Source organism: Mycobacterium sp. 1465703.0 (assembly GCF_001672975.1).
In the GTDB taxonomy this organism is placed as follows: Bacteria; Actinomycetota; Actinomycetes; order Mycobacteriales; family Mycobacteriaceae; genus Mycobacterium.
Genome location: NZ_LZKU01000277.1, coordinates 15,009 through 40,947 on the forward strand (window position 1 = coordinate 15,009; position 25,939 = coordinate 40,947).

A 25,939-nucleotide genomic window follows, 5' to 3' on the forward strand; every position below is an offset into this window, starting at 1 on the left:
CCATGCTCACCCAGCGTCGCGCAGTTGCCCTGTGCCGCACCGCGGGCTGTTGTTGTTGCTGTTGCCGCTGAGTAGCCGCGTTTTCGCGTAGCACTCGGAGCGGCCTCGGATCCCGACCGTGGCGTGTCTCCATTCGTCGTTTCCATCAGCAATAGAGGTATCGAGGAGTAGTACCTTGCCAAGCAACAACACCACCACGCAGCCCGACCTGGTCGACGTGCGTGGACCACGATTCGCCGCTTGGGTCACCACCGCAGTCTTGGTGCTGGCGCTCGTCGTGTCGGCGGCCAGCCCGCGCGGTGCGGCGGTGATTCTGGCTGTTCAAGCCGTCATCTTTGGCATCGGCGCGGTCGGTGGGCCGCGCAAGCATCCTTATGGCCGGATCTTCGCCGCCGTCGTCGCGCCCCGGCTGGGGCCGGTGCAGGATCGCGAACCGACCGCACCGCTGAAGTTCGCCCAACTCGTCGGCCTGATCTTCGCGGTGCTTGGTACTGCCGGGTTCGCCGCCGGCGCTGTCCTGCTCGGCGTCATCGCCACCGCGGCCGCCCTGGCGGCCGCGTTTCTCAATGCGGCGTTCGGCATCTGCCTGGGTTGCCAGCTCTACCCGCTGGTCGCCCGTTTCCGACGCCCCGCGCGCACCATCTGACCTGCTGTAACAAAAGCGATTGAAAGGATCCACTCCATGGCACGCTCCGATGTCCTGGTCTCCACCGACTGGGCTGAGAGCAATCTCGACGCCCCAGGCGTCGTCTTCGTCGAAGTCGACGAAGACACCAGCGCTTACGACGCCGCCCACATCCCCGGCGCGATCAAGCTGGACTGGCGCTCCGATCTGCAGGACCCGGTCAAACGCGACTTTGTCGATGCGCAGCAGTTCTCCAAACTGCTCAGCGAGCGGGGCGTCTCCAACGACGACACCGTGATCCTCTACGGCGGCAACAACAACTGGTTCGCCGCCTACGCGTACTGGTATTTCAAGCTGTACGGCCACGACAAGGTCAAGCTGCTCGACGGCGGCCGCAAAACATGGGAGCTCGACGGTCGCGCGCTGTCCAGCGAGCCGGTCAGCAGGCCCGCGACGTCGTACACCGCCGCCGCCCCGGACAACAGCATCCGCGCGTTCCGCGACGACGTCATCGCGGCCATCAACGTCAAGAACCTGGTGGACGTGCGGTCCCCCGACGAGTTCTCCGGCAAAATTCTGGCGCCCGCGCACCTGCCGCAGGAGCAAAGCCAGCGGCCCGGCCACATCCCCGGCGCCATCAACGTGCCATGGAGCAAGGCCGCTAACGAGGACGGCACCTTCAAGTCCGACGAGGAGCTGGCCAAGCTCTACACCGCCGCCGGCCTGGACGGCGAAAAGGAAACGATCGCCTACTGCCGCATCGGCGAGCGGTCGTCGCACACCTGGTTCGTTCTCTATGAATTGCTCGGGCACCGGAATGTCAAGAACTACGACGGCAGTTGGACGGAATACGGCTCCCTGGTGGGCGCCCCGATCGAGTTGGGAAGCTGATATGTGCTCTGCACCGAAACAAGGACTGACGTTGCCCGCCAGCGTCGACCTGGAAAAGGAAACGGTGATCACCGGTCGCGTCGTGGACGGCGACGGCCAGGCAGTGGGTGGCGCGTTCGTCCGCCTGCTGGACTCCTCGGACGAGTTCACCGCTGAGGTGGTGGCCTCGGCCACCGGCGACTTCCGGTTCTTCGCGGCTCCCGGTTCGTGGACCCTGCGTGCCCTGTCCAAGGCCGGCAACGGCGACGCCGTGGTGGCGCCGTCGGGTGCGGGCATCCACGAGGTCGACGTCAAGATCGCCTGACCCCACCGGCCGCCCCCAACGGGGACGCCGCGGGACGAATAGACTTGTCCCCGTGGTGTTGTTCTTCGAGATCATGCTGGTTGTGGCGGTCGTGGTGATTTCATGGTTCGCCCTCTACACCCTCTACCGGCTCATCACTGACGAGTCGTGACCCGCGCCGGCGACGATCCAGCGGGGGCACCTCCCGCACGCAGCTATTGGGAGGAGCGGCGCAGATGAGCACCGACGAACCGCTGAGCTCCGCCGGTTCCGGCGACCGGGCGGTGGCGGCCGCCGCTGAGCGTGCCAAGCTGACCGCCGGCCGCAACATCCCGTCGTACGATGACCTGCCGCTGCCCGCCGACACCGCGAACCTGCGCGAAGGCGCCAACCTGAACGATGCCTTGCTCGCGCTACTGCCGCTGGTCGGTGTCTGGCGGGGTGAAGGCGAAGGCCGTGGACACGACGGGGACTACCGGTTCGGCCAGCAGATCGTCGTCTCGCACGACGGCGGCGACTACTTGAACTGGGAAGCCCGGTCCTGGCGGCTCAGCGAGACCGGCGACTACGAAGAACGCGGCTTGCGCGAGACCGGCTTTTGGCGCTTCGTCACCGATCCCGACGACCCCACCGAATCCCACGCGATCGAACTGCTGCTGGCCCATTCGGCGGGTTACGTCGAACTGTTCTACGGCCGCCCGCTCACCCAATCGTCATGGGAGCTGGTGACCGACGCGCTGGCCCGTAGCAGGTCGGGCGTGCTGGTCGGCGGCGCCAAACGGCTCTACGGCATCGTCGAAGGCGGCGACCTGGCCTACGTCGAGGAGCGAGTGGACGCCGACGGCGGTCTGGTGCCGCACCTCTCGGCGCGGCTGTCCCGGTTCGCCGGTTAGCAACCACCTCCGGACATGGAGCGGCCCCCGAGCCATGTTCCTGGTTGGACAAAAACCGGAAGCTCGGGGGCCGGGTGACTGCGGGGAATTCGCTAGCGCACTTGTGTCGCCAGCTCTTCCGAGCCGGTGCAGCTAACGCGCAGCCACCTCACATGTCCATGAAGCTATCAATTTCTCGGACCACCTCCTTCCTTGTGTACGGCCGACCGTACCCGCGGATACGCAAGCCGACAACAGAATTCAGCGCTCAGCGATCGCTGACGATGGCGGCATCAATCAGTTCGGCGAAATCCGCAGCCATGGGTGAGGGTGCCAGTGCACGGCCATCGAGGGTGTGCACACGGGCAGCCAGGGTCATGCTCGAGATCAGCCAAACACCTTGCGCGGCATGTAGATCGGCAACACGCAAGGCGCGGTAGTCGCAGTCATAGCCCTTGTCCCTGGCCACCTCGAACAGGGCCTGCTGAGTGGTGCCACGCAGGATCGGATACCACGGCGGCGGGGTCAGCAGGCACAGATTGTCGTCCGGCGTCTCAGCGGCGGCGATGACGACGGTCGATCGCGGCCCTTCCAGGATGTAGCCGTCGGTGCTGACGAAGATCACGTCAGCGGCGTCCTGGCGGGCTGCATGCCGCAGGGCGGCCATATTGACCGCGTAAGACAGTGTCTTGGCGCCGGCCAGCAGCCACGGCATCGCGTCGACTCCGGTGGCTGGCAGCCCACGATCGAGGGTGATCGCTGCCAGCCCGTTCCGCCGGACCGCTGTCGCCCGGTCGGGAACGGCGTTGACCATCACGTAGGCCGTCGGTGCGGAACCGCCCTCGCGACCGCGGCTGTAAATCAACCGCATCGCGCCCTCGTCAGCGCTGCCCGTGCTCCACGCCCGGGTGGCTATCTCGATCGCGCTTCGCCAGCGCGGCAGGTCCGGCGCGGGCAGATCGGTGAACGTGGCGGACTGGGTCAGTCGCTGCAGATGCGATTCGATCAGACAGGCCCTGCCGTCGCGGACCAACAGCGTCTCGAAGACGCCGTCGCCACGCACCGCCGCCAGGTCGTCGGCGTACAGCAAAGGCGCGTCCGGCGAATGTATTTCGCCGTCCAGCGTGACAATCACACCCGTCTGGCCGGCCATCACCGAGAAGCCTATCCAATGGGCTGCTAAGCGCGGCATACGACGGTCCCCACGAAGGTGAAGCCAACTTCACACTCGTTGGAAGCGGGTACCGGTCCGTAGAGTTGACGTGTGAGCCACCCCGTCCCCGCACCCGAGACCGGACCCGACGCCGGCGCTGTCTGGCACTACGGCGATCCGCTGGGTGAGCAGCGCGCGGCCGGCGCCGACGCGGTGTTGGTCGACCGCTCACGCCGCGGCGTTCTTACGTTGACCGGTAAGGACCGGCAGACCTGGTTGCACAGCATTTCCACGCAGTTCGTCAGCGACCTTCCCGAGGGCGCCAGCACGCAGAACCTCAGCCTCGACGGCCAGGGCCGCGTCGAAGATCACTGGATCCAGACCGAACTGGCAGGCACCACCTACCTCGACACCGAACCGTGGCGGGCGGAACCGCTGCTGGCATACCTGCGCAAGATGGTGTTCTGGTCCGAGGTGACGCCGGCCGACGCCGATCTGGCCGTCCTGTCGTTACTCGGCCCGAAGCTGACTGACCAGCCAGTTCTCGACGCGCTCGGGGTGGACGCGTTGCCCGGCGAGCTGACCGCGGCTCTGGTCGAGGACGGCTTCGTGCGGCGGATGCCGGGCACTCCGCCCGGCCAAATCGAACTTGATCTGCTGGTTCCGCGGACCCGGGTGGCTGAATGGCAGGATCGCTTGACCCGGGCCGGAGTGCGGCCCAGCGGGGTGTGGGCCTACGAAGCCCACCGGGTCGCGGCCGTGCGGCCCCGCCTCGGCGTCGACACCGATGAGCGCACAATTCCGCACGAAGTGGGCTGGATCGGTGGGGCGGTCCACCTGAACAAAGGCTGCTACCGCGGGCAAGAGACCGTCGCGCGGGTGCACAACCTCGGCAGACCACCCCGGATGCTGGTGCTGCTGCACCTCGACGGGTCGGTGGACCGGCCGTCGACCGGTGATCCCGTGCTGGCCGGGGGCCGTACCGTCGGACGCCTGGGCACGGTGGTCGACCACGTGGATCTCGGGCCGATAGCGCTGGCCCTGCTCAAGCGGGGGCTGCCCGCCGAGACCGAACTGGCGACCGGACCGGAGGCCTCGGTGGCTGCGGTAATCGATATAGATTCGGTGCCCGCGACCGAACAAATCGGCGCCGGGCGGTTGGCTGTTGAACGGTTGCGGGGCGGTGCGGGATAATGAACGGTAACGTCCGCCACAGCGAGCAGGGGGCGCCAACGCCCAGTGGCGAGGCACGGTAAACTGCTTGGCAGGACAATACGACACCAGGAGATCGGAGCCGCCTACTCGTTAGGCCGCTCCGTTATTGCGCGAGGGGGTTCCCCCATGGGCCGCGGCCGGGCTAAGGCAAAGCAGACCAAGGTTGCTCGAGAACTCAAATACAGTTCTCCGCAGACCGACTTTCAGCGGCTTCAGCGCGAGCTGTCAGGGACGGGTTCGGACGAATCCAACGAACTGGACAGCGATGGCTCCGACGAATCCTGGGATGATCAGGACAACTGGCGGCCCTAGAACCGACGCCCCGGCGCCGATGCGTACTGCACCGGCGCCGCGTTAGTTGAGGCGCACTCCGGGCTTTTCAGAACCTCGGATGCTGACCGACCATCTTGGCCCGCGGGCCCGCTTTTCCGCCTTTGCCGACGGTGCCCAGTACCCAGCAGTCCAGATGCCGTGCGGTCAGGATGGCCAGGGCGCGGTCGGTGTCCTCAGGAGCCACGATGGCGATCATGCCGACCCCCATGTTGAACGTCTTCTCCATCTCCTCCCGCGTCACCCGGCCACGCTGTGCGATCATCGCGAACACCGGCGCGGGCGTCCAGGTGCCGCGGTCCATCTCGGCGACCAGCCCGTGCGGGATGACACGCTGCAGGTTGCCGGCCAGCCCACCCCCGGTGACGTGGCAGAAGGTGCGGACATGGGTTTCGGCCGTGAGCGCCAGACAGTCCTTGGCGTAAATGCGCGTGGGCTCGAGCAGCTCCTCACCCAGGGTGCGGCCGAACTCCTCCACGTAGCCTTCGAGGTTCATCCGGTCGATTTCGAGTAGCACGGCGCGCGCCAGCGAATATCCATTGGAATGCAGGCCCGACGAGCCCATCGCGATGATGACGTCGCCGGGTTTGACCCGGTCGGGCCCCAGCACGTCGTCGGCTTCGACGACACCGATGCCGGTGGCCGAGATGTCGTAGTGGTCCGGCTCCATCAGACCGGGGTGTTCGGCCGTCTCGCCGCCCAGCAGCGCGCAGCCGGCCCGCACACATCCTTCGGCGATGCCGCTGACGATGGCGCTCAAGCGTTCCGGCACGGTCCGGCCCACCGCGATGTAATCCTGCAGGAACAGCGGCTCGGCGCCGCACACCACAAGGTCGTCCACCACCATGGCAACCAGGTCCAGCCCGACGGTGTCGTGCTTGTCCATCGCCTGGGCGACCGCCAGCTTGGTGCCGACGCCGTCGGTGGATGCGGCCAGCAACGGTTCGCGGTAATCGCCCCGTAGCGCGAACAACCCGGCGAATCCGCCCAAGCCGCCCCGGACCTCGGGTCGCGTGGCTTTTGTCGCCAGCGGCTTGAACAATTCGACGGCGCGATCGCCGGCTTCAATGTCCACCCCGGCCGACGCGTAGGTGATGCCCTGACTGCCTTGGTGGCGTCCGGGACCTTTTCCGGGATCCGTCATCGCGATAAAGGCTACCGGGCGGCGCTGACGGCCGGTATCAAACGTCGGTGATGGAGTGCTACGGAGTTCGCTCAGCGCACTACCGGCACTTCGCCCGGCGCCAGGTCGTCGAGTCCGGCGCCGCGGGCGGCATTGGCGAGCATGTGCTCGATGACGTTCTTGCCCAACGCGGTTTCCCCGGGCAGTTCGATCGGGTACTGGCCGTCGAAGCAGGCGGTGCACAGCCGCGACGCCGGCTGCTCGGAGGCCGCGATCAGCCCGCGCAGCGAGATGTAGCCCAGTGAGTCAGCACCGATCGCATGCCGAACCGCCTCGAGCATCTCCTTCTTGTCTTCGACCGCATTCGCAATCAGCTCCGCCGGTGACGGAAAGTCGATGCCATAGAAGCAGGGCCATTTGACCGGCGGGGACGCGATCCGCACGTGCACTTCGACGGCACCGGCCTCGCGCAGCATCCGCAACAGTGCCCGCTGAGTGTTGCCGCGCACGATCGAGTCGTCGACGACGATGAGTCGCTTACCCCGGATGACCTCGCGAAGCGGGTTGAGCTTCAGCCGGATACCGAGCTGGCGAATGGTCTGCGACGGCTGGATGAAGGTGCGCCCGACGTAGGCGTTCTTCATCAGCCCCTGCCCGTAGGGGATACCCGACTCCTGCGCGTATCCGACCGCGGCGGGTGTGCCCGACTCGGGCACCCCGATCACCAGGTCGGCGTCGACGGGACGCTCGCGGGCCAGCCGGCGACCGATCTCCACCCGCGTCGCGTGCACCGACCGGCCGGCGATCGTGCTGTCCGGTCGCGCCAGGTAGACGTACTCGAAGACGCAGCCCTTAGGGGTGGGGTTGGCGAAACGGGTCGACCGCACGCCGTCGGCGTCGATCGCCAGCAACTCCCCGGGCTCGATGTCACGCACGAACGAGGCGCCGACGATGTCGAGCGCCGCCGTTTCGGAGGCCACCACCCAGCCGCGGTCCAGCCGTCCAAGCGAAAGCGGCCGCACCCCATGCGGATCGCGGCACGCGTACAGGGTGTTCTCGTCCATGAAGGTCAGGCAGAACGCGCCACGAACGGTCGGCAGCAAGTCCAGAGCCGCCTGCTCCAGGGTGGAATCCGCCGCGCCGTGCGCCAGCAGCGCGCCCAGGATGTCGGAGTCCGTCGTCGCAGGTGCCGGGGCGCGCTTGGCGATCAGCCCCTCGTCGCGGGCGCGGGCGGCCAGCTCGGCGGTGTTGACCAGGTTCCCGTTGTGGCCCAAGGCAACCCCGGTGCCGGCGGCGGTGTTGCGGAACACCGGCTGGGCGTTTTCCCACGTCGTGTCGCCCGTGGTCGAGTAGCGGCAGTGTCCGATGGCGACGTGGCCCGGCATGGCGCCCAGCGTCTGCTCGTCGAATACCTGGCTGACCAGACCCAGGTCTTTGAAGACCAGCACCTGGGATCCGTCGGCGACGGCGATACCGGCGGCTTCCTGACCGCGATGCTGTAGCGCGTACAAGCCGTAATAGGTGAGCTTGGCGACGTCCTCGCCCGGGGCCCAAACCCCGAATACACCGCATTCTTCACGGGGTGCGTTGAAGTCCTCTTCGGGTTCTTGGACGGTCACGATTAGGCGGCTCCCCGGGGAACGGTTGGTGACCTAACGGAGTCTACGGGCACCGGCGCCACGCCGACGAATCCGCCGGGCGTGTTGACCGACGAATTGCCGTCGCAAATCCCTAAACCTGCACTTCAGAGTTATCTTCAGCTCACATCGAACAGGGGTAGCCAGTGGGCAATCTCACCTGCTCGGGAGCCGGAAAGCCGCAGCGTGCCGTCCTCCTTCGCCTCGGCGAACGTCGACATTCCGGCGGCCAGCAGCAACCAGGTCCGCGGATCGGTTTCCACCACATTGGGCGGCGTGCCGCGGGTGTGCGTGGGCCCGGCGATGCATTGGACCGCGACGAACGGCGGGATCCGCAGCTCCACGCTTCGTCCGGGCGCCACTGCGGCCAGCGTCCGGGCGGTCAGCCGGACGGCCGTCGCCAATTCCTGCCGGTCGGGCGCCGGATGGGCTTCGTCGCGTAGCCAGTCCGCGACTGCTGACACGGCCTGCCGGGTCTTGGCCGGATCGGCTTTGTCGCGGGGGGCCATACCCTAGGGTCTCAAAATCATGGAGCCCCGTCGCTCAAGGGCGCGGCCGCCGTACAAGACCGCCGGCCTGGTGACGATCGTGGTCCTGGGGGCGATCGCGTTGCTCCTATATCTGCAGTTTCGCGGCGACCTGACACCGACCACGAAGTTGACCATGGTGACCGCCCGGGCGGGCTTGGTGATGGACCCCGGTTCCAAGGTCACCTACAACGGGGTACAGATCGGCCGGGTGTCGAGCATTTCGGAGACGGCGCATGACGGCAAGCCGGCCGCCAAAGTGGTGTTGGACATCACTCCGAAATACGTCAGCCGGATTCCGGCCAACGTGGCGGCGGCGATCAAGGCCACGACCGTGTTCGGCAATAAATACGTCGCGTTGAGCGCACCGAAAAACCCCGTGGCGCAATCAATCACCCCGTCTATCGTCATCGATGCGACGTCGGTGACAACCGAGTTCAACACCCTCTTCGAGACGCTCACCTCGATCGCGGAAAAAATCGATCCGGTCAAAGTGAATCTGACGCTCAGCGCTGCAGCTCAGGGGTTGACCGGGCTGGGCGACAGGTTCGGGGTCTCACTGGTTCACGGCGACACCGTCCTCGACGACGTGAATCCGCGAATGCCTGCCCTGCGCAACGACATTCAGCGGTTCGCGGCCCTGGGCGATGTCTATGCGCAGGCCTCGCCCGACCTGTGGGACGCGCTCGACCACGCGGTGACCACCGCCCGCACGCTCAACGGCCGGCAACGCGACCTGGACGCCGCGCTGCTGGCGGCGGCCGGCTTGGGCAACGCCGGCGCCGACGTCTTCGGTCGCAGCGGGCCATACTTGGCCCGCGGCGCCGCCGACCTGGTGCCCAGCAGCCAGCTACTCGACGAGTACAGTCCTGAAATATATTGCACCATACATAATTTCGACGAAGTCGCGCCGCGGATTCACAACGCTTTGGGCGATAACGGCTACTCGCTGGGCGCCCACGCCTCGGGTGCCATCGCGGGTGCCCCCAACCCGTACATCTGGCCGGAAAACCTGCCACGGACCAACGCCACGGGCGGCCCCGGCGGACAACCGGGCTGTTGGCAGAAGATCACCCGCGAATTGTGGCCTGCCCCCTTCCTGGTGATGGACACCGGCGCGAGCATGGCTCCCTACAACCACTTCGAAGTCGGCTCGCCACTCGCGGTCGACTTCGTGTGGGGCCGCCAACTCGGTGACTACACCATCAATCCCTGATGGCGCCGTTGCGCGACTTCGCGGCCAACACGGCGATCGCACCGGCTTCGTTGATTGCCAGGTGCGCCAGCATGGGTGCGGCCAGGCTGCCGGAACGGTCGGCCAGCCAACCGAAGAGCCAACCTGCCAGTCCGGTGACCAGCACGGTGCCGATCACGGGTTCGCCCGTCGCGCGCGCATCGGCGATGTGCGAGAGGCCAAAAGCGCTGGCCTGCAACAACTGTCCACCGCGCCTACCGAAAGCAGCGGAACCGGCCGTGGCCAGCGCTCCGCGAAATGCGGACTCTTCCGACCACACGGTGGCCACCGGTATGCGCAGCAGCAGCCAGTCCAGCGGCGTCGCCGGCGGTTCGCGGTCGGCCATCGATCGGCGCGCCGGCGGCAGCAGGGTGGTCGCGCCGACCGCACTCGCCGCGGCGAATCCGGCCAACGACCCCCACCGCACACCGGACCATATCCGGGGCGGAGCCAGGCCCAGTTGCGCACGGGTGATCGCCACCAGCGCGCCACCCACGCCGGCCTGCAGCACCGCCCGCCACCGGGCCGGCAACCGAGGACTGACGAAACTCCAGCCAACCAGGCCCGCAGCCAGACAAACTGCACCAGCATGACGAAAACGACTGGCGGACATCAAGATCCGCTACGAACACTCATCCGAAGAGCCGCGGCAGCACCGCCTCGGAGGTCTCGCGCAGCTCGGCAAGGGAAACCGTGAACAAGCCCTGGACCTCCACCGCGTCGGAGGCCTGGTCCACGACGCCGATGCGCACCGCGGGCAGTCCCCGCGCCTCGCACATCGAACGGAACCGACTCTCCTCGGTGCGAGGCACTGCCACCAGCACGCGGCCCGCCGACTCGGAGAACAACGTCACGAACGGATCAGCGCCCTCGGGAAGCACGATGCGGCAACCTGTTTCGCCGGCCAGCGCGGCTTCGACGACAGCCTGCGCGAGGCCTCCTTCGGACAGGTCGTGTGCAGCGGACACCAAGCCGTCGCGCGAAGCCGCGCGCAGCACCTCGGCCAGCAGCTTTTCCCGATCCAGGTCGACCCGGGGCGGCATCCCGCCAAGATGATCAGCGGTCACCTGCGCCCAGATCGAACCATCGAACTCGTCGCGCGTATCGCCAAGCAGCATCAGGGTTTCCCCCGGCTCGGTGCCCAGACCGGTTGGGATGCGTCGGGCGACGTCGTCGATGACGCCGAGCACTCCGACCACCGGGGTGGGCAGGATCGCTGCCGAACCCGTTTGGTTGTAGAAGCTGACATTGCCGCCCGTGACCGGAATCCCAAGCGCCACACAGCCGTCGGCCAGGCCCCGCACCGCCTGCGAGAACTGCCACATGACTCCGGGGTCTTCAGGGGAGCCGAAATTCAGGCAGTTGGTCACCGCGACCGGGGTGGCGCCGGTGACGGCCACGTTGCGGTAGGCCTCGGCCAGCGCGAGCTGGGCACCGGTGTAGGGATCCAGCTTGGTGTAGCGCCCGGATGCGTCGGTCGACAAGGCGATGCCGCGACCGGTGGACTCGTCGACGCGCAGCACGCCGCCATCCGCGTGCTCGGCGAGCACGGTATTGCCCCGCACGTAGCGGTCGTACTGCTCGGTGATGAATGCCCGGCTGCACAGGTGCGGGCTGCCCAGCAGGGCAAGCAAAGTGGCGCGCAACTCGTCACCGGTGGCCGGTCGGGGCAGTCGCGTCGAGCTGTCCGCGTTCAGGGCGTCCTGGGCTTCCGGGCGCGCGACCGGCCGCTGGTAGACCGGGCCTTCGTGGGCGACGGTGCGCGGCGGGACGTCGACGACCGTCTCACCCTGCCAGGTGATCCGCAACCGGTCACCGTCGGTGACCTCGCCGATCACCGTGGCCAACACGTCCCATTTGCGGCACACCGCCAAGAAGGCGTCGACGTTCTCCGGGGTCACCACGGCGCACATCCGCTCCTGGGACTCGCTGCAGAGGATCTCCGCCGGGGTCATCTGGGTGGTGCGCAGCGGCACGCTTTCCAGCTGGATTGCCATCCCGCCGTCGCCTGCCGACGCTAATTCCGAAGTGGCGCAGGATAATCCAGCGCCACCCAAGTCCTGGATACCGACCACCAGGTGACCCGCGTACAGCTCGAGGCAGCACTCGATGAGCACCTTCTCCATGAACGGGTCGCCCACCTGAACGGACGGCAGCTTCTTACGGGATCCCTCGCTGTCGAAGGTGTCCGAAGCCAACACCGAGACACCGCCGATGCCGTCCAGCCCAGTGCGGGCGCCGAACAGAATGATCTTGTTTCCGGCGCCCGAGGCGAACGCCAGGTGCAGGTCCTCTTGGCGTAACACGCCGACGCACATGGCGTTCACCAACGGGTTGCCGGCGTAGCACGCATCGAAGACGGTCTCGCCGCCGATGTTGGGCAAGCCCAACGAGTTGCCATAGCCGCCGATGCCGCGGACCACGCCGTCGAGCACCCGACGAGTGTCCGGCGCGTCGGCAGCGCCGAACCTCAGCTGGTCCATCACCGCGACCGGTCGCGCGCCCATCGCCATGATGTCGCGGACGATCCCGCCGACGCCGGTGGCCGCGCCCTGGTAGGGCTCGACGTAGGAGGGGTGGTTGTGTGATTCCACCTTGAAGGTGACCGCCCAGCCGTCGCCGATGTCGACCACACCGGCGTTCTCGCCGATGCCGGCCAGCATGCCGGTGCGCATCGCGTCGGTGGTGGTCTCGCCGAAGTAGCGCAGGTGCACCTTGGAGGACTTGTAGGAGCAGTGCTCGCTCCACATCACCGAATACATCGCCAGCTCGGTATCGGTGGGGCGGCGGCCCAGGATCTCGCGGATGCGCTGGTATTCGTCGTCTTTGAGGCCCAACTCGGCGAAGGGCTGCGGCTCGTCGGGGGTGGTGGCGGCATGCTCGACGGTGTCGATCGCCTGCGTGCGCGCACTCGTCCCGGAGACAGTCACGCCAGACAGTCTAGGGCTGGCGGGCGTGCCGGCGCCGCCGCCGCCCTAACGCTTGTCGCGAACGTGCGGCTTTAACAGGAGCTACCCGCCGCGAAGCAGGTCTGCGCTTTCGGTGTCGGCGGGGTAGAACAATTCGACGGCCAGTTCGGCGAGGGTGACGTCGAGCGGCGTCCCGAACGTCGTCAGCGTCGTGAACATCGACAACCGCCGGCCCCCGCCGACGTCGAGGACGAACGGGATCAGCAGCGACGCGCTATCCGGGGGCGCGGTCCGGGCTTCCGCCGCAGCGGCGACCCCCGGGTAGTCGCGTACCTCCTCGTCTAGCGCCGTCAATCCCGCGTCGCCGGTGAGCGCGATGGTGCGCCGCAGCTGGCGCACCAGGTAGCCGGCCCAGTCCGGGAAATTCAGGGTTCGCCCCGCCAGGCCGTCGGGATGCAAGCACAACCGGTAGACGTTCGCCGGCGGGCCCAGCAGCTCCTCGGGGAGGCCGGCGGTCAGCGCGGAGGCTGCCGCGTTGGTCCCCACGATGTTCCAGCACCGGTCGATGAGGATGCCCGGGTACGGATGGTGCGCATCGAGCAGGCGCTGCACCGCGTCCCGAGCCGGGGCGAGTGCGGCATCCTCGAACGGACGCGATTGATAGCGCGGCGCGAAACCGGCGGCGAGCAGCAGCCTGTTACGTTCCCGCAGCGGGATGTCGAGGCCGTCGGCCAGGGTGAGCACCATTTCCGGACTGGGGCGTGAGCGTCCCGTCTCGATAAAGCTCACATGCCGCGCCGATACACCGACACTCAGCGACAGGTCGAGCTGACTCACCCGTCGGCGCGTGCGCCATTCCCGCAACAACTCACCGACCGCCGCATGGCTCACCAGGCAACGGTAACCACGCCGGCGACTCACGGCGATGACCTCGGAGGTAATTGCGGGGCGCACAGCCCAGCGACACGCTTGCTGTACGCGCTCGATCGGAGCGCCCGATCTGAGGAGGAACCATGACGGACGTCCAATCCGCGCCGAAGTTCAGCGCCGAGGTTTTCGCGGCATACTGGGCTGCCCCCACCGTGTCGCGCGGCTTCGACATCCTCGCGGAGGACATCGTCGGCTACTGGCCGGGCGATCCGGAGCCGGTCCAGGGGATCAAGGCATACACGGCGAAAATCGCCGAATTGCTCGAGGCCGCACCGGATTTGCGGCTCGAGGTGATCGACAGTGCTACCGTCCCCGCGGCCGCCCAGGGTGAGGAACTGGTGTTCTTGCACTACGTCGGTCACGGCACCGGTCCGGACGGACCGTTCCACATCCGCGGCATCGACCGAGTCCGTACCCGCAACGGCATGGTGGTGGAGAACGTCATCCGCTACGACCCCGCTTTCGTAGGTCAGCGCTGAGCTACGGCTACTGACGCACCACACAGAACACGTTGCCCTCGGGGTCGGCCAGCACCACCCAGCGGAAGCTGTCGCCGAACTGGTGCCGGCCGACCTCGGTGGCTCCGGCCGCGGTAAGCCGCGACACCTCGGCGTCGACGTCGGCCGCGCTCAAATCGAGGTGCACGCGGTTCTTTCCCGGCGTCGGGTCGGGCACCTTCTGGAACCCGAGCCGCAACCCTTGCGCGAAGGTCACGGCGGTGAACTCGTCAGCCAGCACCTCGTGCGTCGTCCCGTCGAACTGCTCCGCCCACCAGCCGGCCAGTTTCGCCGGGTTGCTGCAATCGAAGGTCAACATCTCCAGGTTGAGCGCCATATCGGCAGACCCTATGCCGTTAGTCGGGCGACAGGAAGGCGTGCATCGCCGCCGCGTAGGCGGATACGTCGTGAGCGCCCATCAACTCGCGCGCGGAATGCATCGCCAGTTGCGCCGCGCCGACGTCGACGGTGGGGATGCCGGTCCGTGCCGAGGTCAACGGTCCGATCGTCGATCCGCATGGCAGGTCGGCCCGGTGCTCGTAGCGCTGCAACGTCACTCCGGCCTGCCGGCAGGCCAGTGCGAATGCCGCGGCGGTGCGACCGTCGGTGGCGTAGCGCAGGTTCGGGTGCACCTTGAGCACCGGTCCGGCGTTGACCGCGATGGGGTGGCTTGGTTCGTGCCGCTCCGGGTAGTTGGGGTGGGTGGCGTGTGCCATGTCCGCCGAGGCCAGCAACGAGGCGGGCAGCCGGCGCAGGTAGTCCTCGCGGCTACCGCCCGCCGCCAGCACGATTCGCTCCAGCACGGTGCCCAGCAGGTCGGATTGCGCGCCGTGATCCGACGACGACCCGACCTCTTCGTGATCGAAGACCACCAACACGGGCAGATAGGGCCCGGCCTGTTCCGTGGCCAGCAGCGCCTCAAGCCCCGCATAGCAACTGGCTTGGTTGTCCAGCCGGGGCGCACTCAGCAGGCTCGCGTCGGCGCCGATCACCGTGGCGGGGGTCAGGTCGTGGGTCATCAGATCGGCGGCCAGCACGTCGCTCGGTGCCACTCCCGCGCGCTCCGCGACGTAACCGACAAATGACTGCGCCGTATCCCCGACGCCCCACACCGCGTTGACATGTCGCTGCGGGTCCAGCGTCAGCGACTTGCGGTCCTCGGCCAGATGAATGGCCAGCTGCGGAACCCGGAGGATCGGCTCGTCGATCCGCACCAGTTGGTGCGCGATTCCGCCGTCTGCGTCGTCGGCCCGCACCGACAGGCGCCCGCTGATGCCCAGATCGCGGTCCAGCCACGAGTTGAGCCACGCGCCCCCATAGGGTTCGAGCGCCACCACACGCCAGCCGGCGACCACCCGGTCGGGATGCTGCTTGACCCTCAGGTTGGGACTGTCGGTGTGCGCGCCGATGATTCGGAACGGGCCGTCGGCTCCTTCCGAATTCCAGGCCACCAGCGAACCCGCCCGCACCGTGAAGTAGCGGCCCGGCTCGGACGGCCAGTGTTCAGCCTCGCTCAGCTCTGTGTATCCGGCAGCGATCAGCCGAGCGGCCACCGTGGCACACACATGAAATGGCGACGGAGAGGCGTCGATGAAATCGCAGAGTCCTTGCGCGCTCGCTGAGGACTTCTCCTGGTTTCGAGGCCCGCCGGACATGTTGAACATCATGGCTGTCCGCCGTCCCGCACTTCACGCAGGGTCGATTGCGCGCTCCTTACTCGCGCCGCTTCCGGCGCTCACCGTCGCCACGCTTGGGTCGATTGCGCGCTCCTTACTCCCGCCGCTCACCGGCGCTCACCGTCGCCACGCTAGGGCCGATTGCGCGCTCCTTACTCCCGCCGCTCACCGGCGCTCACCGTCGCCACGCTAGGGCCGATTGCGCGCTCCTTACTCCCGCCGCTCACCGTCGCTCACCGTCGCCACGCTAGGGCCGATTGCGCGCTCCTTACTCCCGCCGCTCACCGTCGCTCACCGTCGCCACGCTAGGGCCGATTGCGCGCTCCTTACTCCCGCCGCTCACCGTCGCTCACCGTCGCCACGCTAGGGCCGATTGCGCGCTCCTTACTCCCGCCGCTCACCGTCGCTCACCGTCGCCACGCTAGGGCCGATTGCGCGCTCCTTACTCCCGCCGCTCACCGTCGCTCACCGTCGCCACGCTAGGGCCGATTGCGCGCTCCTTACTCCCGCCGCTCACCGGCGCCACGCTAGGGCCGATTGCGCGCTCCTTACTCGCGCCGCTTCCGGCGCTCACCGTCGCCACGCTAGGGTCACCAACGTGCCTCCCGTCCAGCCGCAACCCATCCTCGCGCCGTTGACGCCCGCGGCGATCTTCCTTGTGGTGAACATCGACGACGGCGGCGAGGCGACGGTGCACGACGCGCTGCCGCACATTTCCGGGCTGGTGCGCGCGATCGGTTTCCGCGAGCCGCAGAAACGGTTGTCGGCGATCGCCTCGATCGGCTCTGACGCCTGGGATCGCTTGTTCTCCGGTCCGCGCCCCGCCGAACTACACCGGTTCATCGAGCTGACCGGCCCACGGCACACCGCGCCGGCCACCCCGGGCGATTTGTTGTTCCACATCAGGGCTGAGAGCTTGGACGTCTGCTTCGAGCTGGCCGACCGGATCCTGCGATCGATGGCCGACGCGGTCACCGTGGTCGACGAGGTGCATGGTTTCCGCTACTTCGACAATCGCGACCTGCTCGGCTTCGTGGACGGCACGGAGAACCCGGACGGCGCGCTGGCCGTGAGTGCCACCGCGATCGGCGACGAAGATCCCGACTTCGCCGGCTCCTGCTATGTGCACGTGCAGAAGTACGTCCACGACATGTCGGCGTGGAATTCGATCTCGGTCACCGAGCAGGAGCGGGTGATCGGCCGGACCAAGCTGGAAGACATCGAGCTCGACGACGACATCAAGCCGGACGACGCCCACATCGCCCTCAACGTGATCACCGACGACGACGGCACCGAACTGAAAATCGTGCGGCACAACATGCCATTCGGTGAGCTCGGCAAGAGCGAATTCGGCACGTACTTCATCGGGTATTCACGTACACCGCAAGTCACCGAACGGATGTTGCGCAACATGTTCCTCGGTGACCCGCCGGGCAACACCGACCGCATCCTCGACTTCTCCACGGCCATCACCGGCGGATTGTTCTTCTCCCCCACCGTCGACTTCCTCGATGACCCCCCGCCGCTACCCACAGCGCCGGCGGCGGAAAGGCCTGCGGCACAGAACGGCTCACTTTCGATCGGCAGCCTGAAAGGAATCACTTCATGAACAACCTTTACCGCGACCTGGCCCCGGTCACCGAAGCCGCCTGGGAAGAAATCGAATTGGAGGCGGCCCGGACCTTCAAGCGCCACATCGCCGGACGCCGGGTCGTCGACGTCAGCGAGCCCGGTGGACCCGTCACCGCCGCGGTCAGCACCGGTCGGCTCGCGAACGTGGCATCACCCACCGAGGGCGTGGAGGCTCACTTGCGAGAGAGTAAACCCCTTGTCCGACTGAGGGTTCCGTTCACTCTGTCGCGTTACGAGATCGACAACGTCGAGCGCGGCGCCAACGACTCCGACTGGGACCCGGTCAAGGAAGCCGCCAAGAAGCTGGCCTTCGTGGAAGATCGGGCCATTTTCGAGGGGTATGCCGCCGCGTCGATCGAGGGCATCCGCTCGGCCAGCTCGAATAAGTCACTGACGTTGCCCGCCGACCCGCGCGAGATTCCCGACGTAATCACCCAGGCGATCTCCGAGCTTCGCCTGGCCGGCGTTGACGGTCCCTACTCGGTGCTGCTGTCCGCCGACGTCTACACCAGGGTCAGCGAGACCACCGAACACGGATACCCCATCCTCGAACACATCGACCGGCTGGTTCCCGGAGACATCATCTGGGCGCCGGCCATCGACGGCGCTTTCGTGCTGACCACTCGCGGCGGCGACTTCGATCTGCAGCTCGGACACGACGTGTCGATCGGCTACACCAGCCACGATGCGGACACCGTGCAGCTGTATCTGCAGGAGACGCTGACCTTCCTGTGCTACACCGCAGAGGCAGCGGTTCCGCTCAGCCCCTAGGAATAAACGCCGAGAGGCTCGGGGTTACCGGGAGAGCAATTGAACTTCTCTCCTGAAGGCAGGGCTTCGATGGCAACAACATTGGTCGGGTCGATCGCATTGGTGACTGGCGCGACATCAGGTATCGGCCGGGAAGTCGCGATGCAGCTGGCGAGTCGCGGCGCCGAGGTGGTGGTGCACGGTCGCGACGCCGAACGCGGCGCCAAAACCGTCCGGGACATTGAAAACGCCGGTGGTAAAGCACGTTTCGTCGCCGCAGATCTCGACAATGCGGACGATGTGCGGCGATTGGCCAGCGAGGCGGGACCGGTAGACATCCTGATCAACAACGCCGGCATTTTCGAGTTCGGCGCAACCGCGGAGACTGACGACGCGACCTTCACCAGACATGTAAACGTCAATCTGCGTGCGCCCTACATCTTGGTGCAGCAGTTGGTGCCGGCCATGGTCGCTCGGGGTAACGGCGCCGTGGTGAACGTGAGCACCCTGGCCGCATCGGTGGCAGCACGCGGCGCCGGGATCTACGGGGCCACCAAAGCTGGCTTGGAGCAACTGACGCGCGTGTGGGCCGATGAATTCGGCGAGTCGGGCGTCCGGGTGAACGCGGTGGCTGCGGGGCCGACCGACACCCCTGGGGCTGCGGCCCTTCCGGGTGTGCTCGACACCATCGCGGCGATCACCACGCTGAGGCGCGTGGCTGATGCGGGCGAGATCGCCAGAGCCGTGGTCTTTCTCGGCTCGCCGGAGGCAAGCTACGTCAACGGTGCTATCTTGCACGCGACCGGAGGGCAGTCAGCGATTGCCGCATAAGGACTAGATGTCCAGCACCAGTTCCGTTTCCGGAGCCGCCGAGCAGATGAGCACTGAGCCGGGGTCGGGCGGCTCGAGCGGCTGCTGAACGTATGTGGTCGTGCCGGCGATGACGCCGGTGACACACATGTGGCACACTCCGCTTCGACAGGAGAAGCGGGTGGGCACGTCGCACGCTTCGGCGAGATCGAGGATGCTTCGGTAGCCGGGTGACCAGTTGACGGTTAATCCGCTACGCGCGAAGGTGATCGGCGGCCCGGTGCCGGGTGTCCCCGCGGGTTGGTGCGGCGGCTTGCGTTCCCCGGCCTCGACCACGCCGGGGTTGATCGCGGGCAGCGCGCCAAACAGCTCACTGTGAATGCGGGCCGGGTCGAATCCCATGCTTACCAGGTCATCACGCATATCCGCCATGAATTGCGTTGGGCCGCATAGGTAGACGCTGGCGTTGGCTGGCAGGCCCAATGCCGCGATGGACTCTCGGTTCAGGCGGCCCTGCGTTTCGGTGTAGAAGACGTGTTGCCGGGCGTGCGGTAATTTCTCGATGAGGGTCGCGACTTCGACTGCAAAAGCCTGGGTTTCGCGATTGCGGGCAGTGTGCAACCACCAGATGTCGCGGTCGCTGCCCGCCGCCGACAGTGCGTGCAGCATCGCCAACACCGGCGTCGCTCCAATTCCGGCGGAAAACAAAACGACCGGCCCGGTGTCGTCGGTGAGGTAGAAGTCGCCGCGCGGCGCGGCCGCCGCTATCACCGATCCCGGACGGATGTTGGCGTGCAGCCACCGGCTCACCACGCCGTGGTCCTCGCGCTTCACGCTGATCCGGTAGGAACCCGCCGAGGAATCGTCCGAGAGCGAGTAGCTGCGCAGCGGTGCCGGATCACCGGCGCCGACCACCTTGACGGTCAGGTACTGGCCGGGCAGCGCCGGTGGCAGCGGGCGGTGATCGTCGGCCTCGAGCCGGATCGAGAGCACTTGTGGGCTCTCCCAATATGTGCGACTGACCCTTAGGTTGCGGAAACCCTTCCAGCCGGGTTCGACTCCGATGGGCGGGGCCGTCGCCGGGGTCTCACCTTCGTGCGCCGCCAGCAGTTCGTGAAAAGACTGCTGCCAGCCTGGGCTGAGCGCCGGCAGGTCGATGGCCTTACGCAGCGTTTCGACGTTGCGGTCGGGTAGATAGAGCAACGCGTCGACGTCGGCGACGCTGAGTTCGTGACGGCCGCGTCGGGTCCGGACGATGTCGTCGCCGGCGCGCACGTGCCCCTCGGTGAGGACACGGAAGTAGAAACCCGGGCGATGCTGGGCGACAAGCAGATTGGGCATGTCGGGTTCGTCGAGGCGCAGGCCGACCCGAAAGCACGTGACACGCGGCTGCGTGACCTCGAATTCGGCATCGCCGATGCGATAACGGTCACCGATGCAGACCTCGGTGTCGGCCAGACCGGTGATGGTGAAGTTTTCGCCGAAGTCGCCGGGTCGCAGGTCGTCGCGAGCCAGGTAGGTCTTCCAGAAGTCGTAGGACTCGCTCTGATACACCATGACGGCGCGTTGCTCCCCGCCGTGGCCGGCCAGATCGCCCTGACCGTCGCCGTCGATGTTGAGCCGCCGGACCATCACCGCGCCGTCGACCGGGGCCTTCCAAATTCCGGTATAGACGGTTTTATCCCGCCATCGCACGTTCTTTGGCATGCCCACGTTGACTGAAACAAGCTTGCCCACGTGTCACCTCGAACCAGCTCCATATTGCGCGAGCCGAGCTATTTTGGGTTAGTTGGCCCAGAATATGTCAGCTGGGTACGAGCGGCAACACCTGCGCCGCACGGGCTGTTGCGCGCCGCCAATTTGATGCATACTGGGTCAAGCAACCCAGAACCTTTGCGCGATGGGTTTCGCGCATCTCCACCGGGGCGCCGCGGCGGCGCTCGGCGGTGAATTGCGTTGCGTCAGGAGGAACATCATGCCTGCTGTCCACCATCGATACGTCACCGTCGACGGCCATCGGCTCTTCTACCGCGAGGCCGGAGATCCAACTGGTCCCGCGGTGCTTCTGTTGCATGGCTTTCCCACCAGTTCGTACATGTTTCGCCACCTGGTGCCGGCCCTCGCCGAGCGGTACCACGTGATCGCGCCGGACCACCTCGGCTTCGGGCTGTCGGATGCCCCACCGGTTGAGGAGTTCGACTACACATTCGACGCGCTGACCGACCTCACGGCCGGTCTGCTGCGAACGCTGGGCGTCGACCGCTACGCCATGTACGTCCAGGACTACGGCGCGCCGATCGGCTGGCGGCTCGCGCTGCGCGACCCCTCCGCGATCACCGCGATCATCAGCCAGAACGGCAACGGTTATGACGCGGGATTCGTCGAGAGCTTCTGGAAGGTCGTGCAGGCATACCAACACGAGCAGACGGCGGAGACCGAGGCACCGGTGCGCCAGTTCCTCACCCTCGACGCCACCCGCTGGCAGTATCTGACCGGAGTCTCCGACGAGACATTGGTCGACCCCGAGTCCTGGCACCACGACTACGCGCTGCTGTCCCGCCCGGGCAACGACCTGGTGCAGCTGAAGTTGTTTCGCGATTACGCCACCAATTCCCCGCTGTACCCACAGCTGCACGACTACTTTCGCGCCAGCCGGGTACCGCTGCTGGCGGTATGGGGCCGTGGCGACGAGATCTTCGGGCCGGCCGGCGCCGAAGCGTTCGCCGACGACCTGCCCGACGCCGAGATCCACTTGCTCGAGGGTGGGCACTTTCTGCTGGAGTCCGCCGGCGAGGACGTCACCCGGTTGATCCGGAACTTCCTCGCTAAGCAGTTTCCCGCGGCGTAATGACGGCCCGCGGCGACTCAGCGACCTGGTCATGTCGAACTTTTTCTATGGGCTGGAGATCCCATAACCGCGGGCACTCCGGGGTTAGCCTGACGCGATGGCCCATCCCGATGGTCACGACGAACAACGGTTGACCGCCAAGGGGCGAGCCACCCGCGATCGGATCGTGCGGGCCGCCGCCCAGTTGATCGTCACCGAGGGCCTGGCGGCGGCCAATATGGAGAACGTGCGCCGGGCGGCTTCGGTCAGCGGGTCACAGCTTGCCCATTATTTCGCCGACAAGGCAGCGCTGATCCGCGCGGTGATCCGACGCCAGATCGGCGTGGTGCTGGACTTTCACCGGCAGCCCACGCTTCGGGGCCTGGCGTCCTTCGACGACTTCGAGCGGTGGATCGACCTCAACATGCGCTACCTACGCCGCATCGGTTGCTCCGGCACGCCGACCTACCACGCGCTGACCGCCCAGCTGGCGAAGTCCGACGACACGACGCGCGACGCGCTGGCGGCTGGTTACCGGCAGTGGATCGAGTTGCTGGAGAAGTCAATTCAGCGGATGAAAGACGCGGGATTGCTGATTCCCGATGCCGACCCGCGGCAACTGGCCTGGGTGCTCGTCGCCTCGCATCAAGGCGGCGGCGTGTTGACCTTCACCTATCAAGAGGAGTGGCCGCACGCCGACGCGATTCGATTCGCGGTGAACTACCTGCGCATGTTCGCCACCGACAGCGCGGAGCGAGCGCCCCGTCCACCGCGCCGGGTGCGGGGCCGTCGCCCGGCACGACAAGCCAGCTGACCCGTCCGCGCCGAAGGTTGCCGCCATGACCGAAGAGAATCCATCGCGGTTCACCCGCAAGGGACTGGCTACCCGCACGCGCATCATCGAGGTCGCTGCCCGGCTGATGTTCGAGCATGGCATCGCCAACACCAGCATCGATCAGGTGCGGCGCGCCGCCGCGGTGGGCGGGTCCCAGATCGCGCATTACTTTCGCGATAAGCGGGACCTGACCCGACAGGTCGTCGAGGCGCGTCGCAATGACGTGCGCGTGTTCCACACCCAACCGCGGTTCGCCGGACTCGACAGCCTCGAGGCCCTGCAGGCGTGGGCCGATACTTGCGTGTCCGAGATCGACGCCGTCTACCGAGTCGGAGGTTGCGTCTACGGGTCCCTGGCGGGCGAATTGATCGAGGCCGACAGCGACATACACGACGACCTCTCCGCGGGCTACGACCAATGGATCGAGCTGTTTCGGTCCGGCCTGGAAACGATGCGCGATCGCGGTGACCTGCGCCCGGAAGCCGATCCCCGACATCTGGCGGTAGCGCTGGTCGCCGCGCACCAGGGCGGCGCAATGCTGACCCACGCCACCGGCGATCCGCAGCCACTGCGGGCCGCGGTCCATGCCGCCGTCGACTATGTCCGGTCGTTTGCGACCCAAACGCCCTCGCGCCCCGGGCGATCCGCGTCGTCGCGCCGTCGCCGCGCATCCTGACGGCGCCATCGCCCTGGACATGGTGGGTAGCTGCGCCCATAATATTGGGTCAGTTGGCCCATTCGGTGTCGATAAACTGAGTACTGCTAACGATTTGGGAGGGGCAGTAAGTGGCTGCCACCGATTCGCCCCCGCTGCCCACCGCGCCCGCAGTGGTACGCGAACAACCCGGCGGGGAAACCATGCGGGCAATCATCCTGGACAAGTTCGGCGGCCTGGACAGCCTGGTCTACACCGACATCCCCAAGCCGCTGCCCAAAGACGGCGAAGTCGTCATTGCGGTTAAAGGATTCGGCATCAACCACGCCGAACTCCACATGCGACGAGGGGAATGGGCGGAGGCTGCCGAGGTCAGCGGAATCGAATGCGTCGGCATTGTGGACTCGTGCCCCGGCGGTGAGTTCCCGGTCGGCGCCAAGGTGGCAGCACTCATGGGCGGCCTTGGCCGGACTATCAACGGCAGCTACGCCGAATACACTCGGGTGCGCGCAGCGAATGTCGCTCTCATCGAATCGGAGCTGCCCTGGTCGGATTTGGCTGCGCTGCCCGAGACTTATGCGGTCGCCTGGACATGCCTGTTCCGCAACCTCAATCTGAAATCCGGACAAACACTGGTGTTACGCGGCGCGACATCATCATTCGGGCAAGCCGCCCTCAAGATGGCCGTCGCCGCCGGCGCGCGAGTCATCGCCACGGCACGCAGCAGCGGTCGCTTCCCGATGCTGCAGGAGCTGGGCGCTTCGCGCGTCGAGGTCGAGCGGCGCGACCTCGCCGCCCACATCGCCGAAGCCAAACACATTGATGCCGTCCTGGATTTGGTCGGCAACAGCACCATCCTCGACTCCCTCGACATGCTGCGCCGCGGCGGCACGGCGTGCCTGGCCGGATGGCTGGGCGGACTCGATCCCATCGGTGACTTCAACCCGCTACTGCGCATGGCCAGTGGTGTGAATTGGAACTTCTTCGGCAGCTTCGTCTTTGGGACACCGGGCTTCCCGCTGTCCGACGTACCTCTGCAAGACATCGCCCGGCAGGTTGCCGACGGAGAACTGGATGCAAAGCCATCGCACATCTTCTCTTTCGACGAGATCCGTGAAGCGCACCGAGTAATGGAAGCCGGAGAAGCCGGCGGAAAGATGGTCGTCGTCATGCAGTGACGCGACCGCGGGCTCCGGCAGATGAAGAAGGGACACGACGATGGGGCTGGCATGGCAGCAGGGTCCGCTTGCGACCGGATCGGTGGGACACTTCGTGACAGAGCAGCCGCTACCGGCACGGCTGCTGTTCGCCGAGCCGCTACGGCGACGTATGAGAGTCCGCTTCGCGGACAAATGGATAGCCGACACCGAAGACGTGATCCTGTTGCATGAGCCGGGCCGCTACCCCGTCGCCTACTTTCCGCGCGGTGATATCGACGCCGAATTCTTGGTCGCCGAGGACCGCGTTACCCAACACCGCGATCTGGGCGCGACACAGTGGTTTACCGTCAAAGCCGCCGGGCACCAAGTTAACCACGCCGCGTGGCAGCATACCGAACTCGCGCCTCATGCGGCGGTTCTCGACAGCCGGGTGGCGTTCGCCTGGCGCGCTATGGATGCCTTCTACGAAGAAGATGAACGAATCGTAGGGCACGCCGCCGACGCGTACCATCGCATTGACATCCGCGCTACCACAAGACATCTCGTTGTGATGGACGGCGAACAGGTGATCGCCGATACCCATCGGCCCTTGGCGCTGTATGAATCCGGTTTTGCGCCACGCTGGTACGTGCCGCGCGAGGATATCGACCAGTCCGCCCTCAAACCCATTGAGATACAGACGTTTTGCCCGTATAAGGGAATCTGCTCTTACTACGACATCGGCAACCGCCAGCGCGCAGCATGGTCCTATGTCGATGCTTGGACCGAGGTGGCACGGGTCCGCAACCTGGTGTCCTTCGAACCGGACAAAATCGACGTGCACCTTGACGGCAAACAACTTCAGCTGGAACCCGGCCAGACCGTCATCCCGCACGGCGTCGACCGCGGCCTCGACACCGACGAGATCTTCGGCAAGAAGCCGCCCGGGAGTACGTCATGAAGGCCTGCATCGAAGTCGTCATCCTGCCCGTCACGGATCCCGATCGGTCATTGCGGTTCTACCGCGATCGGCTTGGCTTCAACCTCGACGTCGATTACGCGCCCACACCCCAGTTTCGAGTCATCCAGCTGACGCCCGACGGGTCGGGCACCTCCATTCAATTCGGGATTGGGTTGACCGACGCGCCACCCGGGTCGCTGCGCAACCTCTACCTTGTGGTGCGTGATATCGAGGACTGTCACGCTGAATTGACCGGTCGCGGAGTAACCGTCAGCCCGATCCGCCATAAGGACACCGAAGGAGGCTGGCGCGGTGCGTTCCTTTCGGGTATCGATCCGGACCGCGCGGATTACGCCAGTTTCGCGGACTTCCGTGATCCCGACGGCAACACTTGGGTACTGCAGGAACGCAATCACCACCGGGGCTGA

General features: G+C 66.5%; 27 protein-coding genes. 17 read left to right on the forward strand and 10 right to left on the reverse strand.

The window, feature by feature from the left end; translation table 11 throughout:
* Positions 1-175 precede the first annotated feature (175 nt).
* From A5625_RS26050 to A5625_RS26065, 4 genes are all read left to right on the forward strand, one after another.
* The gene (locus A5625_RS26050; protein WP_067001161.1) at positions 176-646 is read left to right on the forward strand and encodes a DUF4395 domain-containing protein; all 471 of its coding nucleotides are present in this window, start codon (positions 176-178) and stop codon (positions 644-646) included.
* Positions 647-682: 36 nt separating this feature from the next.
* Positions 683-1,516 carry a sulfurtransferase gene (locus A5625_RS26055; protein ID WP_067001171.1) on the forward strand — a complete coding sequence of 278 codons (834 nt, stop codon included), beginning with the start codon at positions 683-685 and terminating at the stop codon, positions 1,514-1,516.
* A gap of 1 nt (position 1,517) precedes the next feature.
* Positions 1,518-1,820, forward strand: coding sequence for a DUF1416 domain-containing protein (locus tag A5625_RS26060; RefSeq protein WP_066880637.1), 303 nt, complete (start codon positions 1,518-1,520; stop codon positions 1,818-1,820).
* A gap of 215 nt (positions 1,821-2,035) precedes the next feature.
* Positions 2,036-2,692, forward strand: coding sequence for an FABP family protein (locus A5625_RS26065; RefSeq protein WP_067001173.1), 657 nt, complete (start codon positions 2,036-2,038; stop codon positions 2,690-2,692).
* A 247-nt stretch (positions 2,693-2,939) separates the two neighbouring features.
* Here A5625_RS26065 and A5625_RS26070 read toward each other — a convergent pair whose 3' ends face one another.
* Positions 2,940-3,806 carry an aminodeoxychorismate lyase gene (locus A5625_RS26070; protein ID WP_156748584.1) on the reverse strand — a complete coding sequence of 289 codons (867 nt, stop codon included), beginning with the start codon at positions 3,804-3,806 and terminating at the stop codon, positions 2,940-2,942.
* A 129-nt stretch (positions 3,807-3,935) separates the two neighbouring features.
* Here A5625_RS26070 and A5625_RS26075 point away from each other — a divergent pair, with 129 nt between their 5' ends.
* Together A5625_RS26075 and A5625_RS26080 are read left to right on the forward strand one after the other, a co-directional pair.
* The gene (locus A5625_RS26075) at positions 3,936-5,018 is read left to right on the forward strand and encodes a folate-binding protein YgfZ (RefSeq protein WP_067001180.1); all 1,083 of its coding nucleotides are present in this window, start codon (positions 3,936-3,938) and stop codon (positions 5,016-5,018) included.
* 147 nt (positions 5,019-5,165) lie between these two features.
* Entirely contained in the window at positions 5,166-5,351 is a 186-nt protein-coding gene (locus A5625_RS26080; RefSeq protein WP_067001187.1) for a DUF3073 domain-containing protein, read from the forward strand.
* A 67-nt stretch (positions 5,352-5,418) separates the two neighbouring features.
* Here the strand turns inward: A5625_RS26080 and purM are convergent, their stop codons facing one another.
* The 3 genes from purM to A5625_RS26095 form a co-directional block, all read right to left on the reverse strand.
* Entirely contained in the window at positions 5,419-6,513 is a 1,095-nt protein-coding gene (purM, locus tag A5625_RS26085; RefSeq protein WP_067001189.1) for a phosphoribosylformylglycinamidine cyclo-ligase, read from the reverse strand.
* Positions 6,514-6,584: 71 nt separating this feature from the next.
* A complete protein-coding gene (purF, locus tag A5625_RS26090) occupies positions 6,585-8,111 on the reverse strand; it encodes an amidophosphoribosyltransferase (protein WP_067001191.1) in 1,527 nt (508 codons plus the stop codon).
* Positions 8,112-8,248: 137 nt separating this feature from the next.
* Positions 8,249-8,638 carry a sterol carrier family protein gene (locus tag A5625_RS26095; protein WP_067001200.1) on the reverse strand — a complete coding sequence of 130 codons (390 nt, stop codon included), beginning with the start codon at positions 8,636-8,638 and terminating at the stop codon, positions 8,249-8,251.
* A 19-nt stretch (positions 8,639-8,657) separates the two neighbouring features.
* Here A5625_RS26095 and A5625_RS26100 point away from each other — a divergent pair, with 19 nt between their 5' ends.
* The gene (locus A5625_RS26100) at positions 8,658-9,872 is read left to right on the forward strand and encodes an MCE family protein (RefSeq protein ID WP_067001202.1); all 1,215 of its coding nucleotides are present in this window, start codon (positions 8,658-8,660) and stop codon (positions 9,870-9,872) included.
* Here the strand turns inward: A5625_RS26100 and A5625_RS26105 are convergent.
* From A5625_RS26105 to A5625_RS26115, 3 genes are all read right to left on the reverse strand, one after another.
* Positions 9,862-10,503 carry a CPBP family intramembrane glutamic endopeptidase gene (locus tag A5625_RS26105; protein WP_067001204.1) on the reverse strand — a complete coding sequence of 214 codons (642 nt, stop codon included), beginning with the start codon at positions 10,501-10,503 and terminating at the stop codon, positions 9,862-9,864. The genes A5625_RS26100 and A5625_RS26105 overlap by 11 nt on opposite strands.
* A 19-nt stretch (positions 10,504-10,522) precedes the next feature.
* Entirely contained in the window at positions 10,523-12,820 is a 2,298-nt protein-coding gene (gene purL, locus A5625_RS26110) for a phosphoribosylformylglycinamidine synthase subunit PurL (RefSeq protein WP_067001206.1), read from the reverse strand.
* Positions 12,821-12,901: 81 nt separating this feature from the next.
* Positions 12,902-13,690, reverse strand: coding sequence for a helix-turn-helix domain-containing protein (locus A5625_RS26115; protein WP_067001208.1), 789 nt, complete (start codon positions 13,688-13,690; stop codon positions 12,902-12,904).
* A gap of 122 nt (positions 13,691-13,812) precedes the next feature.
* On the opposite strand from A5625_RS26115, the gene A5625_RS26120 reads away from it, so the two are divergent.
* Positions 13,813-14,208: a nuclear transport factor 2 family protein gene (locus tag A5625_RS26120; RefSeq protein WP_067001210.1), complete on the forward strand. Its 396-nt coding sequence runs from the start codon at positions 13,813-13,815 to the stop codon at positions 14,206-14,208.
* A 7-nt stretch (positions 14,209-14,215) separates the two neighbouring features.
* Here the strand turns inward: A5625_RS26120 and A5625_RS26125 are convergent, their stop codons facing one another.
* Positions 14,216-14,563, reverse strand: a complete 348-nt coding sequence (locus A5625_RS26125) for a VOC family protein (protein ID WP_067001212.1) — start codon at positions 14,561-14,563, stop codon at positions 14,216-14,218.
* A gap of 19 nt (positions 14,564-14,582) precedes the next feature.
* The gene (locus tag A5625_RS26130) at positions 14,583-15,890 is read right to left on the reverse strand and encodes a M18 family aminopeptidase (protein ID WP_156748586.1); all 1,308 of its coding nucleotides are present in this window, start codon (positions 15,888-15,890) and stop codon (positions 14,583-14,585) included.
* 610 nt (positions 15,891-16,500) lie between these two features.
* Here A5625_RS26130 and A5625_RS26135 point away from each other — a divergent pair.
* From A5625_RS26135 to A5625_RS26145, 3 genes are all read left to right on the forward strand, one after another.
* Positions 16,501-17,511 carry a Dyp-type peroxidase gene (locus tag A5625_RS26135; protein ID WP_067001215.1) on the forward strand — a complete coding sequence of 337 codons (1,011 nt, stop codon included), beginning with the start codon at positions 16,501-16,503 and terminating at the stop codon, positions 17,509-17,511.
* Positions 17,508-18,305, forward strand: a complete 798-nt coding sequence (locus tag A5625_RS26140; protein ID WP_067001216.1) for a family 1 encapsulin nanocompartment shell protein — start codon at positions 17,508-17,510, stop codon at positions 18,303-18,305. The genes A5625_RS26135 and A5625_RS26140 overlap by 4 nt, the downstream gene beginning before the upstream one ends.
* Positions 18,306-18,374: 69 nt before the next feature.
* On the forward strand, positions 18,375-19,115 hold the full coding sequence (locus A5625_RS26145) for an SDR family NAD(P)-dependent oxidoreductase (protein ID WP_067001217.1): 741 nt from the start codon (positions 18,375-18,377) through the stop codon (positions 19,113-19,115).
* A 3-nt stretch (positions 19,116-19,118) separates the two neighbouring features.
* On the opposite strand, the gene A5625_RS26150 is transcribed toward A5625_RS26145, so the two are convergent.
* The gene (locus tag A5625_RS26150; protein ID WP_067001219.1) at positions 19,119-20,831 is read right to left on the reverse strand and encodes an MOSC domain-containing protein; all 1,713 of its coding nucleotides are present in this window, start codon (positions 20,829-20,831) and stop codon (positions 19,119-19,121) included.
* A gap of 238 nt (positions 20,832-21,069) precedes the next feature.
* Here A5625_RS26150 and A5625_RS26155 point away from each other — a divergent pair, with 238 nt between their 5' ends.
* The 6 genes from A5625_RS26155 (at position 21,070) to A5625_RS26180 (ending at position 25,939) form a co-directional block, all read left to right on the forward strand.
* Complete coding sequence (locus A5625_RS26155; RefSeq protein WP_067001303.1) at positions 21,070-21,942, forward strand: alpha/beta fold hydrolase; 873 nt, start codon at positions 21,070-21,072, stop codon at positions 21,940-21,942.
* Positions 21,943-22,039: 97 nt separating this feature from the next.
* On the forward strand, positions 22,040-22,735 hold the full coding sequence (locus A5625_RS26160) for a TetR/AcrR family transcriptional regulator (protein WP_067001221.1): 696 nt from the start codon (positions 22,040-22,042) through the stop codon (positions 22,733-22,735).
* Positions 22,736-22,760: 25 nt separating this feature from the next.
* A complete protein-coding gene (locus A5625_RS26165; protein ID WP_067001223.1) occupies positions 22,761-23,432 on the forward strand; it encodes a TetR/AcrR family transcriptional regulator in 672 nt (223 codons plus the stop codon).
* 110 nt (positions 23,433-23,542) lie between these two features.
* The gene (locus A5625_RS26170; RefSeq protein WP_067001224.1) at positions 23,543-24,589 is read left to right on the forward strand and encodes a zinc-binding alcohol dehydrogenase family protein; all 1,047 of its coding nucleotides are present in this window, start codon (positions 23,543-23,545) and stop codon (positions 24,587-24,589) included.
* A gap of 40 nt (positions 24,590-24,629) precedes the next feature.
* A complete protein-coding gene (locus A5625_RS26175) occupies positions 24,630-25,511 on the forward strand; it encodes a DUF427 domain-containing protein (RefSeq protein ID WP_067001227.1) in 882 nt (293 codons plus the stop codon).
* A complete protein-coding gene (locus A5625_RS26180; RefSeq protein ID WP_067001229.1) occupies positions 25,508-25,939 on the forward strand; it encodes a VOC family protein in 432 nt (143 codons plus the stop codon). The genes A5625_RS26175 and A5625_RS26180 overlap by 4 nt, the downstream gene beginning before the upstream one ends.

Coding starts and splice junctions, on each gene's coding strand:
- A5625_RS26055 (WP_067001171.1), top strand. CDS start 683: ATGGCACGCTCCGATGTCCTGGTCTCCACCGACTGGGCTGAGAGCAAT.
- A5625_RS26060 (WP_066880637.1), top strand. CDS start 1,518: ATGTGCTCTGCACCGAAACAAGGACTGACGTTGCCCGCCAGCGTCGAC.
- A5625_RS26065 (WP_067001173.1), top strand. CDS start 2,036: ATGAGCACCGACGAACCGCTGAGCTCCGCCGGTTCCGGCGACCGGGCG.
- A5625_RS26080 (WP_067001187.1), top strand. CDS start 5,166: ATGGGCCGCGGCCGGGCTAAGGCAAAGCAGACCAAGGTTGCTCGAGAA.
- purM (WP_067001189.1), bottom strand. CDS start 6,513: ATGACGGATCCCGGAAAAGGTCCCGGACGCCACCAAGGCAGTCAGGGC.
- A5625_RS26095 (WP_067001200.1), bottom strand. CDS start 8,638: ATGGCCCCCCGCGACAAAGCCGATCCGGCCAAGACCCGGCAGGCCGTG.
- A5625_RS26100 (WP_067001202.1), top strand. CDS start 8,658: ATGGAGCCCCGTCGCTCAAGGGCGCGGCCGCCGTACAAGACCGCCGGC.
- A5625_RS26105 (WP_067001204.1), bottom strand. CDS start 10,503: ATGTCCGCCAGTCGTTTTCGTCATGCTGGTGCAGTTTGTCTGGCTGCG.
- A5625_RS26120 (WP_067001210.1), top strand. CDS start 13,813: ATGACGGACGTCCAATCCGCGCCGAAGTTCAGCGCCGAGGTTTTCGCG.
- A5625_RS26125 (WP_067001212.1), bottom strand. CDS start 14,563: ATGGCGCTCAACCTGGAGATGTTGACCTTCGATTGCAGCAACCCGGCG.
- A5625_RS26130 (WP_156748586.1), bottom strand. CDS start 15,890: ATGTTCAACATGTCCGGCGGGCCTCGAAACCAGGAGAAGTCCTCAGCG.
- A5625_RS26140 (WP_067001216.1), top strand. CDS start 17,508: ATGAACAACCTTTACCGCGACCTGGCCCCGGTCACCGAAGCCGCCTGG.
- A5625_RS26145 (WP_067001217.1), top strand. CDS start 18,375: ATGGCAACAACATTGGTCGGGTCGATCGCATTGGTGACTGGCGCGACA.
- A5625_RS26155 (WP_067001303.1), top strand. CDS start 21,070: ATGCCTGCTGTCCACCATCGATACGTCACCGTCGACGGCCATCGGCTC.
- A5625_RS26160 (WP_067001221.1), top strand. CDS start 22,040: ATGGCCCATCCCGATGGTCACGACGAACAACGGTTGACCGCCAAGGGG.
- A5625_RS26165 (WP_067001223.1), top strand. CDS start 22,761: ATGACCGAAGAGAATCCATCGCGGTTCACCCGCAAGGGACTGGCTACC.
- A5625_RS26175 (WP_067001227.1), top strand. CDS start 24,630: ATGGGGCTGGCATGGCAGCAGGGTCCGCTTGCGACCGGATCGGTGGGA.
- A5625_RS26180 (WP_067001229.1), top strand. CDS start 25,508: ATGAAGGCCTGCATCGAAGTCGTCATCCTGCCCGTCACGGATCCCGAT.